Source organism: Kribbella sp. NPDC104218, assembly GCF_055584105.1.
This window is the reverse complement of the sequence record NZ_JBVJMQ010000001.1, coordinates 635822-652516: the sequence shown is the minus strand read 5'-3', so window position 1 is coordinate 652516 and position 16695 is coordinate 635822. Positions and strand designations below refer to the sequence as shown.

Sequence of the window (16695 nt, the reverse complement as noted above, 5' to 3'; positions counted from 1 at the left end):
CTCAGGGCTGGATTCGGGTCAGGAGCCGGGCGGCGAAGAACAGGGCGTCGAGTTCGCGACCCGGTACGCGGACCGCGGCCGGGTCGTGGCGCGGCTTCGGCCGATCCAGCGGCGTCCGCGCCGTACCGATCCGGAACAGCCCGGGCTCCCACGACACGTCGATGATGTCGGTCAGCGGCACGGACCGGGGGTTCCCCTCGGCCTTCTTGCGCCGTGAAGCCGATCGCGGGTAGCTGAACATTAGCTGCCCGTTCGCGACCGCGACCGTCGCGTCCTTGCCCTTCAACGCGTCCGCCGCGGGCGGGGTCGCGACCAGCCAGGCCGGCGCTGCCGTTTCCGGTACGCCGCGCCGCGCACGAGCGATCCGGAGCTCGGACGCGAGCCGCTCGGCGCCGGCGACCTCGAACCGGTAGATCGAGGTCAACGCCTCGCCGCTCACACTCAGCAGCGGGTCGGCATGGTCGCGCAGCTCCAGCACCAGCTCCGTGGCCGACACCTCGACGGCCCGCAACGCCTCGACCGGGAGTGTCCGCTCGCCGAGGCCGGCCAGCGCCCCGGCGTACCGGATCCGGAGCGCCCCGGAGCCATCCCACTCGAGCGTGCCGGTCCCGGTCTGCAGCCTCACCACGAGTGACCATCCAACCCTCTCTTGGGGTCAGACACATAATGGGGTGTGACCCATTACGATCTCGTCGTCATCGGTACCGGCTCCGGCAACACGATCGTGAACCATCGGTTCGCGGACTGGAAGGTGGCGATCGTCGAGCGCGGCACCTTCGGCGGGACCTGCCTGAACAAGGGCTGCATCCCGACCAAGATGTTCGTGCACACCGCGGACGTCGCCGCCACCCCGGCCGGCAGCGCGCGGTACGGCGTCGACGAGCAGCTGCTCGGCGTCCGCTGGCCCGACGTCCGGGACCGGATCTTCGGCCGGATCGACCCGATCTCCGCCGCGGGCTCGGAGTACCGGCACCACAACGCGGACAACGCCAACGTGACCGTGTACGACGGCACCGGCCGGTTCACCGGCGTCAAGGAGCTGACCGTCGACGGCAACGACGGCGGGAGCAGCGTCGTCACCGGCGACCGGTTCGTGCTCGCCTCGGGCAGCCGGCCGGTGATCCCGCCGATCGTCGGGCTGGAGGAGACCGGCTTCCACACCTCCGACACGATCATGCGGCTCGAGGAGCTGCCGGCCCGGCTGGCGATCATCGGCAGCGGGTTCGTCGCCGCCGAGTTCGCGCATGTCTTCGCCTCGTTCGGCGTGGACGTGACGCTGATCGCCCGCTCGAAGACGCTGCTGCGCGGCGAGGACGCCGAGCTCGCCGAGCACTTCACGGAGCTCGCCAAGGGGAAGTACGACGTCCGCCTGCAGCACGAGACCGTCCGGGCGACCCGCCTGCCGGACGGCAGGGTCGAGCTGATGGTGCTGCATCCGGACGGCAAGGACATGCTGATCGTCGACGAGCTCCTGGTCGCCGTCGGCCGGACGCCGAACTCCGACCTGCTCAACCCGCAGGCCACCGGCGTCGAGGTCGACCACGAGGGCCGCGTCGTCGTCGACGAGTACCAGCAGACCGCCGTCGACGGCATCTACGCCCTCGGCGACCTGACCTCCCCGCACCAGCTCAAACACGTCGCCAACCACGAGGCCCGCGTCGTCAAACACAACCTCCTCGAGCCCGCCGACCGGATCAAGGCCGACCACCGCTTCGTCCCGCACGCCGTCTTCAGCTCCCCCCAGATCGCCTCCGTCGGCCTCACCGAACAACAAGCCCAGGACCAGGGCCTCGACTACGTCGTCAGCCGCCAGAAATACGCCGACATCGCCTACGGCTGGGCCATGGAAGACACCACCGGCTTCGCCAAACTCCTCGCCGACCCCACCACCGGCCAACTCCTCGGCGCCCACATCCTCGGCCCCCAGGCCGCCACCGTCATCCAGCCCCTCATCCAAGCCATGTCCTTCGGCCTCGGCGCCTACGAAATGGCCCGCAACCAGTACTGGATCCACCCCGCCATGCCCGAACTCATCGAAAACGCCCTCCTCGCCCTACCCCTCGAGCCGAAAGGCTGAGATCACCTGGCCGACGTCGTCGAGGGTGTCGAGGTCGGGGAGGCTGAGCATTACTTCGGAGACGCCGGCTTCGGCCAGTTCGCGGAAGCGGCCTATTTGGTCGTCGATGGTGCCGGCGTTGACGGTGGCGGCGTATTTCGCTGGGTTCTGGTTGCGGGGGCGGAGGCGTTCGACCAGGGCGTGGTCGCCGACGAGGGTGGTGGAGAGGTGGGTGATGTCGATCGGGCGGTCGGTGAGTGAGCGGACGTACGCCGCTCGGGCGCGGACGGTGGGGAGGTCGCCGAAGATGTTCACCGCGTCGGCGTGGCGGGCGGCGAGGCGGAGGGTTCGTTGCCCACTGCCACCAACTAGGAGGGGCAACTTTTCCTGCAGGGGGCGTGGATAGCAGGTGGTGTCGGGGATATCGAGGACTCGGCCGTGGAAGGGTTTGTTGCCTGGTCCCCACATGATGGGGAGTAGCTGTAGCGCGTCTTCCAGCAGTGCGTAGCGATCGCTGACCGAGGGGAAGGGCCAGCCGTAGGCTTTGTGTTCGGCTTCGAACCAGGCCAGGCCGAGGCCGCAGACGGCGCGTCCGGAGCTCAGGACGTCGAGGGTCGCGGCGATCTTGCCGAGGTGGGCGACGTTGCGGTAGGTGATGCCGGAGACGAGTGTGCCGAGGCGGACGCGCGTTGTGCAGGCGGCCAGGTAGCCGAGCGTCGTCCAGCTTTCCAGGAAGTCGTCCCAGGCGCGGCCTACCTGCGGGATCTGGCGGAAGTGGTCCATGACGTAGATGGCGTCGAAGCCGACTTCTTCGGCCTTTGCCGCGACTTCGCGGGTCCACGCGGACAGCCCCGCGCGGCCGCCCGGGTAACTGCTCAGCTGCAGGCCGAATCGCATTCCGGTCGGTGTTGCGGTCTGCCGCTCGACGGCTGCGTCCGCGCTCACGAACGCCGCTGGGACGACGCGTACTGCGGTCGGCCGGAGGACGTCGTCGTACCCTTCCGTCGCCAGCTCGTCGCGCGCCGCGGCCCAGGTACGCAGCTGCCCGGTCAGGACGTCGGCCGGGATCCGCTTCGGGCGCTCGCGGTTACGTCGCCGGCACTCGGCTGCCGGGGTGTCGAAAGCGACTGCCACACAAGGCATTCCGGCTGCTCGCGCCAGCCCGAGCCACCGCAACCTCCGGTCGCGATCGAGGCCGAGCGTGTCGATCACAGTCGTCAGCCGCCGCCCGATCCGCTGCTCGACCACGGTCTCCAGCAGCGCGAACGCATCCGCGCTGGCCGCCAGGTCGTCCTCGCCCGCACCGACCAGCGCCCGCAGCCGATCACTCGACACGACCAGCTCCGGCGCGAACTCCGCCGCCGCCCAGCTCGACTTCCCGGCGGCCCCCGGCCCGACCAGGATCACCACACACGGCGACGGCAGTTTCCGTTCCACAAACTCAGTTTCCACCACCGATAGGCTGATCGGATGCGATTGTTCGTGGCCGTGGTGCCACCCATCGAAGTTGTGGAGGATCTGAGCGAGTTCGTCGGACCGCGGCGGGAGCATCCGGATGACGACATCCGGTGGGCCGCGGACGAGCACTGGCACATCACGCTGGCGTTCCTGGGTGACGTGCCGGACTGGAAGACCGATGAGTTGGGCGAGCGGCTGGAGGCGGTCGCGAAGCGGCAGCGGCCGTTCCCGTTGCGGCTGGCCGGGGCCGGCGCGTTTCCCGGTGTGCCGGAGGCGCGGGTGCTGTACACCGGCGTCCGGGACGAGACCGACGCGCTCAAGCACTTGTCGAAGACGACGCGGGCGGCGGCCAACCACTCGGGTGTGACCGTGGACGGGCGCAAGTTCGTCCCGCACCTGACGCTGGCGCGGCTGCGCCGGCCGATCGACGTGACCCGCTGGGTGCGGGTCTTCGACACGTACGACGGCGCCGAGTGGACGGCCGGGAGCCTGCAGCTGATCGAGTCCCGGCTGGGTGAAGGAGTGGGCCGTTCTGCGGCGTACGCCACAGTGGGCGAATGGGAATTCTTAGGTTAACCTCAGGAAGGTTAGCCATTCCTAAGGTAATGAGGATCGTCCGCCATGCTCGCGAACTACCTGATCGGGCTCCGTGAGGGGCTCGAGGCATCGCTGGTGGTCAGCATCCTCGCGACCTTCCTGGTCCGGTCCGGACGCCGGGACCGGCTGAAACTGGTCTGGATCGGAGTCGGCGCGGCGCTGGCCGTGGCGGCCGCCGCCTGGGGGCTGCTGCAGTTCGTGACCGCGCTGACCGCGAAGTCCTTCACCACCCAGGAGACCGTCGGCGGGGTGATGTCGATCCTCGCGGTCGGCTTCGTCACCTGGATGATCTTCTGGATGCGCAAGGCGTCCCGCGGTATCGCCAGGGAACTGCGCGAACGGATGGACCAGGCGCTCGCGATCGGCCCCCGGGCGGTCGTGATCCTGGCCTTCCTGGCCGTCTTCCGGGAGAGCATCGAGACCGCGTTCATCGTCTACGCGTCAGCCGCCACCGCGACCACCGCGGGCCCGTTCACCGGCGTCGTGCTCGGGCTCGCGACGGCCGTCGTCCTCGGCGTGCTGATCTACCGCGGTGCCGTCCGGATCAACCTCGCGGTCTTCTTCAAGTGGACCGGAGCGATCCTCATCCTGGTCGCCGCCGGCATCTTCGCCTACGGCTTTCACGACCTGCAGGAGGCCAACCTCCTGCCCGGCCTGCACAACCTGGCGTTCGACATCTCGCACGTCATCGCGCCGGACAGCTGGTACGGCGTCCTGCTCAAGGGCATCTTCAACTTCAACCCGGCCCCGACCGTCGTCGAGTCGATCGCCTGGCTGGCCTACCTGGTGCCCGTGCTGGTGCTGTACTTCCGTCCGATCACCCCTGTCCAGGAGAAACATGTCCAGGTCCAAGACTCTTAAGGCCACCACCGTCGGCGTCGTCCTGGGGCTCGCCGCGCTCACCGCGTGCGCCGAGGACAAGCCGGCCGCGACCGACGACGGCACCGGCCCGGTGACGGTCAAGGCGACCGATTCGTCCTGCGACCTGAGTCGTCGCGATGTGAAGTCCGGTACCAGCACGTTCGCGGTCTCGAACGGCGGCAGCAAGGTCACGGAGTTCTACGTGTACGCCGAGGGCGACCGCGTGATGGGCGAGGTCGAGAACATCGGCCCGGGTCTGCAGCGGGAGCTGATCGTCGAGCTGCCGACCGGTAAGTACCACGCGGTCTGCAAGCCTGGCATGGTCGGTGACGGGATCCGTGGCGATCTGACTGTTGCCGGGGACGCGCCCGCGCAGGTCGACGAGGACACACTGCTGAAGCAGGCGACCGTGAGCTACCAGCGGTACGTGAACTCGCAGGCGGTCGCGCTGGAGCAGAAGACGACCGAGTTCGTCGACGCGGTGAAGGCTGGTGACGTGGCGAAGGCGAAGGCGTTGTTCCCGGTGTCGCGGACGTACTGGGAGCGGATCGAGCCGGTCGCGGAGTCGTTCGGTGATCTGGATCCGAAGATCGATGCCCGGGTCAACGATGTCGAGCCGGGGACCGAGTGGACCGGTTACCACCGGATCGAGCAGGCCCTGTGGGAGAAGAACAGCACGGCTGGGATGGCGAAGTACGCCGATCAGCTGCTGGTCGATGTGAAGACCGTTGTCTCGAAGGCGAAGGTCGTGCAGCTCAACCCGTTGCAGCTCGCGAACGGTGCGAAGGAGCTTCTGGACGAGGTTGCCACCGGCAAGATCACCGGTGAGGAGGACCGTTACTCGCATACCGACCTGTGGGATTTCCAGGCCAACGTCGAGGGTTCGCAGGCCGCGATCCAGGCGCTGCGCCCGGCGCTGCAGAAGCGCGACCCGGCCCTGGTCGCCGCGCTCGACACGAACTTCACGGCGGTGTTCGCCGCGGTCGACAAGTACCGCGAGGGTGACGGTTTCAAGCCCTACAACGTGACGGACGCCGAGAAGAAGGCGCTCGGGCAGGTCGTCGACGGGCTGGCCGAGCCGGTCTCCAAGGTCGCCGGTGTGATCGCGAAGAAATGACGGAACCCGTGGAACGTAAGGGCATCTCCCGGCGCGGCCTGATCGGCGCGGCGGGAGCAGCCGTCGCGACCGGAGTCGCCGGCTACGCCGCGCACTCGGTGCTGGCCGGCGAGGAGTCGCAGGCCGCGGATGCCAACGGCCCGGTCGAGTTCCACGGCCCACACCAAGCCGGCATCGTCACCGCCGTCCAGGACCGGCTGCACTTCGCCGCGTTCGACGTCACCACCACCAAACGTGACGAGCTGATCGCGCTACTGAAAGAGTGGACGGCGGCAGCCGCGCTGCTCACTGCCGGTCGCGACATCGGCCAGTACGGCGCCGTCAACGGCCCAGGCGAGGCCCCACCCGAAGACACCGGCGAAGCGGTCGGCCTGCCGCCGGCGCGACTCACACTCACCATCGGCTTCGGGCCGTCCCTGTTCGACAAACGCTTCGGCCTCGCCGCGAAACGCCCGGCCGCCCTGGTCGATTTGCCCCATTTCATCGGCGACGACCTCGACCCCAACCGGTCCGGCGGCGACATCGCCGTCCAAGCCTGTTCGGACGACCCCCAAGTCGCCGTGCACGCCATCCGCAACCTCGCCCGGATCGGCTTCGGCCGCGTCGCCGTCCGCTACTCACAGCTCGGCTTCGGGCGGACGTCGTCCACCTCACGCGCCCAAACCACCCCGCGGAACCTGTTCGGCTTCAAGGACGGCACCAACAACCTCAAACTCGAGGACGCCGACAAACTCGACCAACACGTCTGGGTCCAAGCGAGCGACGGCGCCGACTGGATGGCCGGCGGCTCCTACCTGGTCGCGCGCCGGATCCGGATGAACATCGAGATCTGGGACCGGACGTCGCTCGGCGAGCAGGAAACCATCATCGGCCGCGGCAAAGGCACCGGCGCCCCACTCGGTAAGGCCGACGAGTTCGACCCGATCGACTTCGCCGCCAAGAACGCCGACGGCGAAGCGAAAATCCCGATGGACTCCCACATCCGGCTCGCGCACCCGCAGTTCAACAACGGCGCCGAGCTGCTCCGCCGCGGCTACAACTTCGTCGACGGCTCCGACGGGCTCGGCCGCCTGGACGCCGGCCTGTTCTTCCTCGCCTACCAACGCGACCCGCGCAAGCAGTTCATCCCCGTCCAGACCCAGCTGGCCCGCACCGACACGCTCAACGAGTACATCCACCACGTCGGCTCCGGCATCTTCGCATGTCCCGGTGGTGTCACACCTGGCTCCTACTGGGGCGAGAAACTCTTCGCCTGAACCGGATTCTGACTACATTGACGGCGTGAGCAACCAGCAGCCGCCGTACGGCCAGCAGCCTCCTTACGGACAGCAACCGCCGCCGTACGGCCAGCCGCAGGCTCAGCCCCAGTACGGACAGCCGCAGTACGGCCCGCCGCCCGGGCAACCGCCGTACGGTCAGCAGTACGGCGGTTACCCGCCGCCACCGCCGCCGAAGAAGGGCGGCAAGGCCCCGCTGATCATCTTCGCCGTCGTCGTGGTGATGGTCGTCCTGGGGGCCGGCATCTTCGTCATCAGCCGCTTCACCGGCGGCAGCTCCGACGACACCGCCGGCGGCGGCACCCCAGTCGCCTCCCAGCCCACCGGCGTCCCGAGCCCAGAGGTCAGCTCCGGTGGCAGCCCGACCGCCGGTGACAGTCCGTCGACGCCGGCCGGGCCGAAACAGCCCTGTGACGGTTGTATGGCCGGCATCACGGTCAACGCCAGTGTCAAGACGCTGAAGGCGAAGGGCTACGCCTGTAGAACGGACAGCGTCCTGGGGATCAGGTGCGCGAAGGGCAATCTCGAGGTCACCGTCCATCCCGACTACTCGAACAAGGCCTACGTCGAGCGGATCAACATCAGCGGCTCGGCCAGTGCCAAGAAGCAGGACTGCCCGGAGTGCATCCCGGGTGCGATCGCCGCGCTGAAGCAGGGGCTGCCGACCGTCCTGCCGTACTTCGTCCCGGACGCGGCGATCCGGCAGCAGCTCATCGCCTTCGCCGCCAAGAACATCGGCCGGCCGGACACCGGCCCGAGCGGCGTGCAGAACCTCCCGATCGAAGGTAGCTACCGCGCCTCGACCCATGGCTACAGCGGCGTCTCCCTCGGCAAGAACGGGCGCTACGCGACGTCGTACTCCACGTCGCTCTACGTCGACGGCTGGAGCGGCTAAGGGCGCGCGGGGAGGGCTCGCGCGCTGAAGAGGTTGAGGACGACGCAGGACAGGACGAGCGTGTTGTCCTGGTTGTGGAGCTCGACCCGGGTGCGGACCAGGCCGCGGTCGGGTTTGGCGCGGGAGCGGTCGGCCTCGAGGACTTCGGTGGTCAGGCGGAGGATGTCGCCCGGGCGGACCGGGAGGTGCCAGCGGAGCTCGTCGACGCCGGGGCCGCCGAGGCTGGCGACCTTGGAGAGGTACTGGTCGGCGTACAGGCGCATCATCAGGCCCGCGGTGTGCCAGCCGCTGGCGATCAGGCCGTGGTAGGGACCGTCGGACGCCGCCGCCGGGTCGACATGGACGGGCTGCGGGTCGAATCGCCGCGCGAACTCGACGATCTCACCCTGCCCGACCACGACCCGGCCCGGATGCTCGGTCCGCGTCCCCACCACGTAGTCCTCGAGGTACATGACCTCAAAGATACTGATCAAACAACTATTTGACTGCCCCCGCCGTCACACCGGCGACAAAGTGGCGCTGGGCAAGCAAAAATCCGATCACGACCGGGATGCTGACCACGAGGGCCGCGGCCATGATCTGGTTCCAGTAGATGTTGGTCTGGGTGGAGTACTGCCGCAGGCCTACGGAGAGTGTCCGGTTGGCTTCGGTCGTCATCACCGAGGCGAACAGCACCTCGCCCCAGGCGGTCATGAACGAATAGATGGCCACGGCAATCACTCCGGGCCGCGCGGCCGGCAGGACGACGCGGGCCAGCGCGCCCATCGGGCCGCAGCCGTCCACCAGCGCGGCCTCGTCGAGCTCGCGCGGGATGCTGTCGAAGTACCCGGCGAGCATCCAGATCGAGAACGGCAGGCTGAACGTCAGGTAGGTGATGATCAGGCCGAGCCGGGTGCCGACCAGCTGCAGGCCGAACTCGTTGTTGATGTTCACGAAGATCAGGTACAGCGGCAGCAGGAACAGCACGCCGGGGAACATCTGCGTCGACAGCACCGTGGTGGTGAACGCCGTCCGCCCGCGGAACCGGAAGCGGGACACCGCGAACGCGGCCACGATCGCGATCGCCACCGAGAAGACCGTCGCGGCGACGGCCACGATCGTGCTGTTCACGAAGTACCTTGCCAGCGGCACCGTTTTCCACATGTCGATGAACGGCGCGACGGTCAGGTTCGACGGCCACCAGGTGAACGCGCCCTGGACGTCCTTGAGCGGTTTCAGCGACGACGTCACCATCACGTACAGCGGGATCAGCACGAACAGGCCGAGTACCGCGAGGACGACGCCGCGGTAGATCTTGAAGCCTCTGGTCTCACGCACGACGCGACCGCCTTCCGGTGACGAGCAGGTAGATGCCGGTGACAACCATCAGGAAGATCAGCAGCAGTACGGACATCGCGGCGCCGGTGCCGAAGTTCCAGGTCAGGAACGAGGCGTTGTAGATGTGGAAGGTGATCAGGTCACCCGCCGGCGGCTGCGCGGTCCCGAACAGGACGTACGGCGTGTTGAAGTCGCTGAACGTCCACAGGAACAGGACCAGTACCAGCACGAGGTTGACCGGGCGCAGCTGCGGCAGCGTGATGTTGCGCCACTGCCGCAGGTTGCCGGCGCCGTCCACCGAGGCGGCCTCGTAGAGCTCGTTGGGGATGCTCTGCAGACCGGCCATCAGGGTCAGGAAGGCGAACGTCCACAGCTTCCAGGTCGCGACCGTGATCAGCGCCGCCAGCGCGTTGCCGCCGATCAGCCAGAACGGCCGGTCCGAAGTGATGTGCAGCTGGTTGAGCACGTGGTTCACGGCGCCGGTGTCGCGTTGCAGCATGAAGTTCCAGGTCAGGATCCCCGCGTACGCCGGGAGCGCGTACGGGACCAGGAACAGCGTGCGGACCAGGTTCCGGCCGCGGAACGCCGGCTGCAGCGCCACCGCGGCGGCCATCCCGAGCACCCAGGACAGGCCGACCGTGACGAGTGAGAAGACCACGGTGACGCCGAAGGACTTCAGCAGCCCGGCGCCGACCGCGTTGTCGAAGTCGATCGCCACCTTGTAGTTGCCGAGCCCGGCGCCGGGCGCCTGCGACCAGTTGGCGATGTAGATCCGGGTCAGTTTGACGAAGCTCACCCAGATCCCGACGAGCATCGGGACGATGTGGATGAACAGTTCCAGGACGACGGCCGGGGCCAGCAGCGCGTACGGCAACCAGCGCCGCAGCCCGGGCCGTTGTTCGAGCCCTGCCTTCTTCGGGGCCTTCTTCTTCGGCGCCCCGGCGGTGGTCGCATCGGTTGTGGCGACGGACATCTGGGTGGTCGCCTCCTGTCCTTGAGGTCGCGGGATGGGCGGGGCGGGACGGCGTCCCGGCCGGAACCGGGACGCCGTCGTCCGTCAGCTGCCCGCGGCGACCTGGTCCTCGGCGGTCTTCAGCGCCGCCTTCACCTCGTCCGCGCTCACGGTCCCGCCGGTGGCGATCTTGGCGAACATGTTGTTCATCGCCTTACCGACGGTGCTCTCGAACTGGTCCTCGGCCGGCACCAGCGGCAGCGGCTTGGACTTCGTGTTGTAGATGTCCTGGAAGATCGCGGCCTCCGCGGCGTCCGAGGTGAACACCGGCTTGGCGTCCTTGAGCACCGGCAGCGAGGCGAACGGCTTGCCCAGCGTGGTCTGGGTGCCGGCGTCCGTCATGTACTTGACGAACTTCAGCGCCGACTCCTTCTGCTTGGTGTTCTTGAACACCGACAGGTTGATCCCCGCGACGTGGCTGGCGACCTGCTCGCCGCCGGCCGGCGACGGGAACGGGACGACGCCGTACTCGCCGGCTTTCATGCCGTTGGCAACGATCGAGGAATCGGCGTTGTTCTGGTTGATCACCATCGCGACCTTCTTGGTCGCGAAGTCGTTGACCGACTTGGTGCCGTTGTCGTACTGCGCGTTGGACGGGTTCGCGACCTTGTCCTTCTGCATCAGGTCGAGGTAGCGCAGCACGCCCTGGACGTTGCCGTCGGTGGTGAAGGTCGGCTTGCCCTCGCCGTCGAACCAGTCGGACTTGTTCTGCGCGCCGTTGATGAACGCGAAGTGCACGTTCTCGGTGTAGCTACCGGCGGCCAGCGCCATCCCCCACTGGTTCTTGGCGGGGTTGGTCAGCTTCTGAGCGGCGCTGACCATCTCCTCCCAGGTCTTCGGCGGCTGCAGACCGGCCGCGGCGAACATCGCCTTGTTGTAGTACAGGCCGTAGGCCAGCCCGTAGAGCGGGACGGACGTCGGGTCCTCGCCCTCCTTGCCGCCGGTCGCCAGGGCCGTCGGCACGAACTTGTCCTTGCCGCCGATCGCGGTCATCGCGTCACCGTCGAACGGCAGGAACGCGCCGGTGGCCTGCAGCGAGGCGGCCCAGGTGTTGCCGATGTTGACCACGTCGGGCGCCTGGCCGGAGGTGACCGCGGTCTGGATCCGGGTCTGCAGGTCGTTCCAGCCGATCACCTCGAGGTTGACCTTGATGCCGGTCTCCTGGGTGAACTTCTCCAGCACCGGGGTCAGGACCTGCTTGTCGTTGTCCAGGCTGGTGCCCTGGTTGCTGGCCCAGTAGGTCAGCGTCTGGTCCCCGCCGGACCCGCCGTCCGAACCGGAATCACTGCCGCCGCAAGCGGCCAGGCTGACTCCCAGAGCGGTCGCCGCTACCGCGGCTACAAGCGAACGCAGTCTCACGTCGGACTCCTAGCTTTTCGTCCCGTGGTTGGTGGGCCCATCGTGGCCTAACCGGTTAAGTTCGACAACCCTAACCGGTTCAGTTACGTGATGTTCGTTACTGCCTCGTGATTCGATCAGTACTTGGAGTGAGGATCCGCTTCCATAGCGTAGTGGTTCAGCGGGGTGTCGCGGGGCCCGAGGAAGCGCGGGCCTTGAGTTCGCCGGCGGGGGCCTGCTCGTGGACGTCGTCTTGGCCGGCGGCGACCCGGAAGAGCAGATCGGCGGCGGCGCGGCCGCGTTCCATCGTCTTCTGGTCGACCGCGGTGATCCCGGGGTGGGCCAGCTCGCACAGCGGCGAGTCGTCCCAGGCGACGATCGAGACCTGACCAGGGACCGGCGTCCCGAGGTCGATCGCGACCCGGAGCGCGGCGACCGCCATCAGGTCGTTGCCGAGGATGATCGCGGTCGGCGGGTTCGGGCCGGTGAGCAGCTCGCGGGTCAGCTCGGCGCCGTCGTCGTACCGGTAGCTGCCCTCGAGCTGACGGACCGTCATCCCGCGGTCGGCGGCGAGCTCGCGCAGGGTCTGCACCCGGAGCCGCTCGTGGACGAACATGAACGGCCCGCTGATGTGCGCGATCTCGCGGTGGCCGAGCGCGGCCAGGTGGTCGAGCAGCAGGCTGACGGTCTCGGTGGGGGAGCTGATCAGGCGGCCGACCTGATCGTCGGGCGCGTTCGAGCTGACCACCACACAGGGGATCCCGAGCTCCTTGAGCAGCGGGATCCGCGGGTCGTTGTCGTGTTCGTCGAACAGGATGAACCCGTCGACGCGGCCCTGCCGCGACCAGCGCCGGAGGACGTCGAGGTCCTCGCCCTGCTCGCCGGTCAGCCGCAGGAGCAGCGAGGCGTCGACCTCGTTGAGGTACTGCTCGATGCCGACCAGCGTGCGCATGTAGAACGCCTCGGTCGAGATCAGCGCGGGGTCGCGGGCGATCACGATGCCGATCGTCCGGGTCCGGCTGGCCGAGAGCGCGACGGCGGCGGAGTTCGGGTGGAAGCCGAGCTCCTCGGCCAGGTCGAGGACGCGCTGCCGGGTCTCGTCGCTGACGCCGGCGCGGCCGTTCAGCGCGTAGGAGACCGAGGCCTTGGAGATCTGCAGGCGGCGCGCGAGGTCGCTGATCGTGACGCGCTGAGTACGCCGAGCGCCGTTTCCCTCGGAGGTCGGCTCGGAATCGTCGCTTGCTGTCATCTGTTGGCTCCCCGCACAGCGGGAGATTAGCAGCGCCGGTTTCGGCCACGCGGGGATCGCGAGTGTTGGATAGCGTTATCCCATGACCTCTGCCGAGCCGTTGCGACTGGATTTCCTGCCGTGGGAGTACAAGCGGACCGCCACCGAGGCCGAGCGCGAAAGTCAGCTCGCCCGGCAGGCGCGCCTCACCGGAGCGGTCGACCTGGCCGCCGACGCGTACGTCGCCGAGTCGGCCGCGGTCTACTGTGACGAGCTCCGGCTGGGGGAGCGGTCCTACATCGCCGCCCACGCCTACGTCACCGGATCCGTCACCCTCGGCGCCGACTCCACCATCAACCCGTTCACCGCCGTCCGCGGTCAGGTCACCATCGGCGACGGCGTCCGGATCGGCGCGCACACCTCGATCCTCGCCTTCAACCACGGCACCGCCCCCGGCGAACCCATCTTCCGCCAGCCCCACACCGCCCGCGGCATCACCATCGGCGACGACGTCTGGATCGGCTCCGGCGTCACCATCCTGGACGGCGTCACCATCGGCCCCCACGCCATCATCGGAGCCGGCGCCATCGTCACCAAACCCATCCCCGCCCACTCCATAGCCGCCGGCAACCCCGCCCGAGTCCTCCGCTCCCGGAATGGATCTGTAAAGCCTGTTGCCGGACTTCCTTCTCGGTTGGCGGACTTTGCGGCGCGGGCTCGTGATCAGGTGGACGACGTGCTGGCGCGCTCGTGGGACGGCGAGCGGTTCGTGGATCGGCCGGGGATCGGGAGTGCGCCTGCTGTTCGGCCGTGGTGTGACGCGGTGGAGATCGCCGACCTGCTGGTACGCCGTACTCCGGCCGGCCACACCCGCGACGACCTCGTCCGCCGCTTCCGCGCCCGCCAGGACCCGAAGACCGGACTGGTCGCACCAGGAGACCTCTCCGACGCCGGCCTCGACGTACCGTCAGATGCCGAACTCGCCGTCCTGCAAGGCGAAGCGCCGTACCACGTACTCTGCGTCGGCTACGCCCTCCAGGTCCTCGGCAGCACCTTCGAGCACCCGATCGACACCGCCTTCACCACGGCCCAGCTCGACAACTTGCCCTGGGCAAGAAACGCCTGGTCGGCCGGCGCCGCGATCGACGCCCTCGGCACCGCGATCGCCCGCAATCACCACGACCACAACGAATCCGGCCCTCTCGAGAAGCTGATCGGCTGGCTCACCATCAACGCCGACCGCGTCAGCGGCGCCTGGGGCACCCCGCATCCGGACGACGGCTGGCTCCAAGTGGTCAACGGCTTCTACCGGCTCACCCGCGGCACCTACGCCCAGTTCGGCCTGCCACTCCCGTACCCCGAACAAGCCGTCAAGATGGTGCTTGCGCACAGCAATGACCGACGCATGTTCACCGGTGACAACTACAACGCCTGCAACGTCCTCGACGTCATCCACCCACTCTGGCTCGCCCGCCGCCAAACGTCGTACGGCGAAGCGGACGCCAAACAGTGGGCGGAACACCAGCTGACGGCGATCCTCACCCGCTGGACCGACGGCGCCGGTTTCGCCTTCGCTCCGGACGGAATAGACGACCGCGCCGTCCCGGGTCTGCAAGGCACCGAGATGTGGCTGTCCGTCATCTGGCTGCTCTCCGACTACCTGGGCCACTCCGACGCGCTCGGCTACCGCCCCCGCGGCGTCCACCGCCCGGAGCCACTGGTCACCCTCTGAACCACCCCTCCCGGCCCACCACGCACGCTCACCCCCGATCGGAAATACCCCCTGCCCTGATCAGCCCGGAGCGGGAGTCGATTAACCTGAGCCGGTGGACCCCCGCACACGCCGCCTGGTGACGACGCTTGTTCTGGTGGCGCTGGTCGCCATGGTGGTCATCGCGGCCCTCGTCCAGTGAACTAACCTTCTGGCGCATGACCTCCACCACGACGCGGTCGTCGTACCTCATGCGCGCGGGTCTGGTTCGGAACGTGCGGTCGGGTGAGCATCTGACCACGTTCGTGGTGTCCGGCGTGGCGACGGTGCTGATCACCCGCCTGTTCCTCAGCCTGAGCGGCTACCCGCAGATCGGCGGGAAGGGCCTGCACATCGCGCACGTCCTGCCGGGCGGCGTGCTGATGCTGATCGCGATCTCGCTGCTGCTGGCGTACGTCGGCCCGGTCGTCCGGCCCGCCGCCGCACTGGTCGGCGGGATCGGGTTCGGCCTGTTCATCGACGAGGTCGGCAAGTTCGTCACCTCCGACAACAACTACTTCTACAAGCCGACGGCCGCGATCGTGTACGTCGTCTTCGTGCTGATCGTGCTCGCCAGCCGGTTCCTGAGTACGCGGCGGCCCATCGATCCGCGCGAGGAGCTGGCGAACGTGATCGACCACGCGGTCGAGGGCGTCGCGGGCGGCCTGTCGCGGCAGCGGCGGGCCCAGGCGGACGAGCTGCTGCGCGACGTCGAGCCGAACGTCCAGGGGCGGCGGGAGACCGCGGCGCTGCTGGACGCCTGCCCGCACGACGAGGTGGAGCTGGCCGCGCCGGTGGACGCGGCCTGGCGGGCGCTGCAGCGCGGTTTCGAGCGGCTGGCCACGCACCCGAAGGCCCCGGTCGTGGCGGTCGTAGTCCTGACCATCCAGGCGATCGGCGCGCCGCTGATCGCGGGGGTGGTGAACGCCGGCGTCACCGGGCTGTCGGTGACCGGCGTCACGGTCGGGAGTCTGCTGTCCGCAACCTTCACGTTCCGCGGCTGGCTGCAGCTGCGGAAGGGGAACCGGGCGCGGGCGGTGCGGTTGTTCGAGCTCGCTGTGCTGGTATCGCTGCTGATGACGCAGGTCTTCCAGTTCGCCGGGACGCAGTTCGCGGCCGCGGGCGGCATGCTGCTGGACCTGGTGCTGCTGGGCCTGCTGCGCGCCGAGCGGGACCGGATGCAGCGCGAGGCGGAGCTGGCCGAGAAGCAGCCGGGCGCGACGACCCCGCTCGGCCTGCCGCCCGACCCGGCGGCGCCGCGGTTCCCCGAGGACCCGTCGGACCCGGTGCGCTGAGCTCCGGGTTATCCACAGGTTGCGAATCGGTCGTTGGGAGCGGGGTGATTCGCGGCATCTTCTCCGGTGACAAATCGATCGGTGGTCGTGAAGCGGCCACCTCATGACACGGAGAGACCCACGATGCTGCGAGTGATGCTCGAGGACGCCGACTACTGCGATGTTGCGGCTGACCTGATGACGTTCGACGAGGAGGCGGTCGTGTTCTGGCGGGAGGGTGAGGAGGTCGGCCGGCACCGCCAGGCGCGGATCCGCTCGCTGGAGCTGCAGGACACCCGCTCGATGACGCGGCGGATCAAGGCGGCCCGGCGCAGCCACCCGAACGCGTTCCGCCCGTGGACGGCGGCGGACGAGCAGCTGCTCACCGACCTGTTCAACGAAGGCGCGGACAAGGAGCGGATGATGGAGACGCTCGGCCGGCAGGAGGGCGGGATCGCGACCAGGCTGCGCGCCCTCGGTCTCCTCGAGGAGGACGCGAAACTGCTGTGAGCAGC

Annotated in this window: 16 protein-coding genes; 9 read left to right on the top strand and 7 right to left on the bottom strand. The window is 68.5% G+C overall.

All coding sequences use genetic code 11. The features are described 5' to 3' along the window. Nucleotide 1: 1 nt before the first annotated feature. Nucleotides 2-625, bottom strand: a complete 624-nt coding sequence (locus ACZ6ZD_RS03030) for a DUF4429 domain-containing protein (RefSeq protein WP_465667770.1) — start codon at nucleotides 623-625, stop codon at nucleotides 2-4. A 48-nt stretch (nucleotides 626-673) separates the two neighbouring features. Between ACZ6ZD_RS03030 and ACZ6ZD_RS03025 the strand changes: the two genes are divergently transcribed. Beyond that, entirely contained in the window at nucleotides 674-2077 is a 1404-nt protein-coding gene (locus tag ACZ6ZD_RS03025; protein ID WP_465667768.1) for a mycothione reductase, read from the top strand. Here ACZ6ZD_RS03025 and ACZ6ZD_RS03020 read toward each other — a convergent pair. After that, complete coding sequence (locus ACZ6ZD_RS03020; RefSeq protein WP_465667766.1) at nucleotides 2054-3493, bottom strand: LLM class flavin-dependent oxidoreductase; 1440 nt, start codon at nucleotides 3491-3493, stop codon at nucleotides 2054-2056. The two genes, ACZ6ZD_RS03025 and ACZ6ZD_RS03020, sit on opposite strands and share 24 nt — an antisense overlap. 33 nt (nucleotides 3494-3526) lie before the next feature. On the opposite strand from ACZ6ZD_RS03020, the gene thpR reads away from it, so the two are divergent. The 5 genes from thpR to ACZ6ZD_RS02995 are packed head-to-tail and all read left to right on the top strand — an operon-like array spanning nucleotide 3527 to nucleotide 8261. Further along, on the top strand, nucleotides 3527-4090 hold the full coding sequence (gene thpR, locus ACZ6ZD_RS03015; protein WP_465667764.1) for an RNA 2',3'-cyclic phosphodiesterase: 564 nt from the start codon (nucleotides 3527-3529) through the stop codon (nucleotides 4088-4090). 45 nt (nucleotides 4091-4135) lie between these two features. Beyond that, a complete protein-coding gene (efeU, locus tag ACZ6ZD_RS03010) occupies nucleotides 4136-4972 on the top strand; it encodes an iron uptake transporter permease EfeU (protein WP_465667762.1) in 837 nt (278 codons plus the stop codon). Next, nucleotides 4950-6089 (top strand): iron uptake system protein EfeO, encoded by a 1140-nt coding sequence (gene efeO, locus ACZ6ZD_RS03005; RefSeq protein ID WP_465667760.1) that lies wholly within the window; start codon nucleotides 4950-4952, stop codon nucleotides 6087-6089. The genes efeU and efeO overlap by 23 nt, the downstream gene beginning before the upstream one ends. Further along, the gene (gene efeB, locus ACZ6ZD_RS03000; protein WP_465667758.1) at nucleotides 6086-7345 is read left to right on the top strand and encodes an iron uptake transporter deferrochelatase/peroxidase subunit; all 1260 of its coding nucleotides are present in this window, start codon (nucleotides 6086-6088) and stop codon (nucleotides 7343-7345) included. Before efeO ends, efeB begins: the two co-directional genes overlap by 4 nt. 25 nt (nucleotides 7346-7370) lie before the next feature. Then, the gene (locus ACZ6ZD_RS02995) at nucleotides 7371-8261 is read left to right on the top strand and encodes a hypothetical protein (RefSeq protein WP_465667756.1); all 891 of its coding nucleotides are present in this window, start codon (nucleotides 7371-7373) and stop codon (nucleotides 8259-8261) included. Here ACZ6ZD_RS02995 and ACZ6ZD_RS02990 read toward each other — a convergent pair. The 5 genes from ACZ6ZD_RS02990 to ACZ6ZD_RS02970 form a co-directional block, all read right to left on the bottom strand. Further along, on the bottom strand, nucleotides 8258-8713 hold the full coding sequence (locus ACZ6ZD_RS02990) for a MaoC family dehydratase (protein ID WP_465667754.1): 456 nt from the start codon (nucleotides 8711-8713) through the stop codon (nucleotides 8258-8260). The two genes, ACZ6ZD_RS02995 and ACZ6ZD_RS02990, sit on opposite strands and share 4 nt — an antisense overlap. A gap of 25 nt (nucleotides 8714-8738) precedes the next feature. Continuing rightward, nucleotides 8739-9578: a carbohydrate ABC transporter permease gene (locus tag ACZ6ZD_RS02985; RefSeq protein ID WP_465667752.1), complete on the bottom strand. Its 840-nt coding sequence runs from the start codon at nucleotides 9576-9578 to the stop codon at nucleotides 8739-8741. Next, on the bottom strand, nucleotides 9571-10551 hold the full coding sequence (locus ACZ6ZD_RS02980) for a carbohydrate ABC transporter permease (protein ID WP_465667750.1): 981 nt from the start codon (nucleotides 10549-10551) through the stop codon (nucleotides 9571-9573). The genes ACZ6ZD_RS02985 and ACZ6ZD_RS02980 overlap by 8 nt, the downstream gene beginning before the upstream one ends. Nucleotides 10552-10635: 84 nt before the next feature. After that, nucleotides 10636-11949, bottom strand: a complete 1314-nt coding sequence (locus tag ACZ6ZD_RS02975; protein WP_465667748.1) for an ABC transporter substrate-binding protein — start codon at nucleotides 11947-11949, stop codon at nucleotides 10636-10638. A 157-nt stretch (nucleotides 11950-12106) separates the two neighbouring features. Further along, a complete protein-coding gene (locus ACZ6ZD_RS02970; RefSeq protein ID WP_465667746.1) occupies nucleotides 12107-13177 on the bottom strand; it encodes a LacI family DNA-binding transcriptional regulator in 1071 nt (356 codons plus the stop codon). 82 nt (nucleotides 13178-13259) lie between these two features. Between ACZ6ZD_RS02970 and ACZ6ZD_RS02965 the strand changes: the two genes are divergently transcribed. From ACZ6ZD_RS02965 to ACZ6ZD_RS02955, 3 genes are all read left to right on the top strand, one after another. Next, a complete protein-coding gene (locus tag ACZ6ZD_RS02965) occupies nucleotides 13260-14888 on the top strand; it encodes an acyltransferase (protein WP_465667744.1) in 1629 nt (542 codons plus the stop codon). 197 nt (nucleotides 14889-15085) lie between these two features. Then, nucleotides 15086-16201: a hypothetical protein gene (locus ACZ6ZD_RS02960; RefSeq protein WP_465667742.1), complete on the top strand. Its 1116-nt coding sequence runs from the start codon at nucleotides 15086-15088 to the stop codon at nucleotides 16199-16201. 123 nt (nucleotides 16202-16324) lie between these two features. Further along, nucleotides 16325-16690: a hypothetical protein gene (locus tag ACZ6ZD_RS02955; RefSeq protein ID WP_465667740.1), complete on the top strand. Its 366-nt coding sequence runs from the start codon at nucleotides 16325-16327 to the stop codon at nucleotides 16688-16690. Nucleotides 16691-16695: the final 5 nt, after the last annotated feature.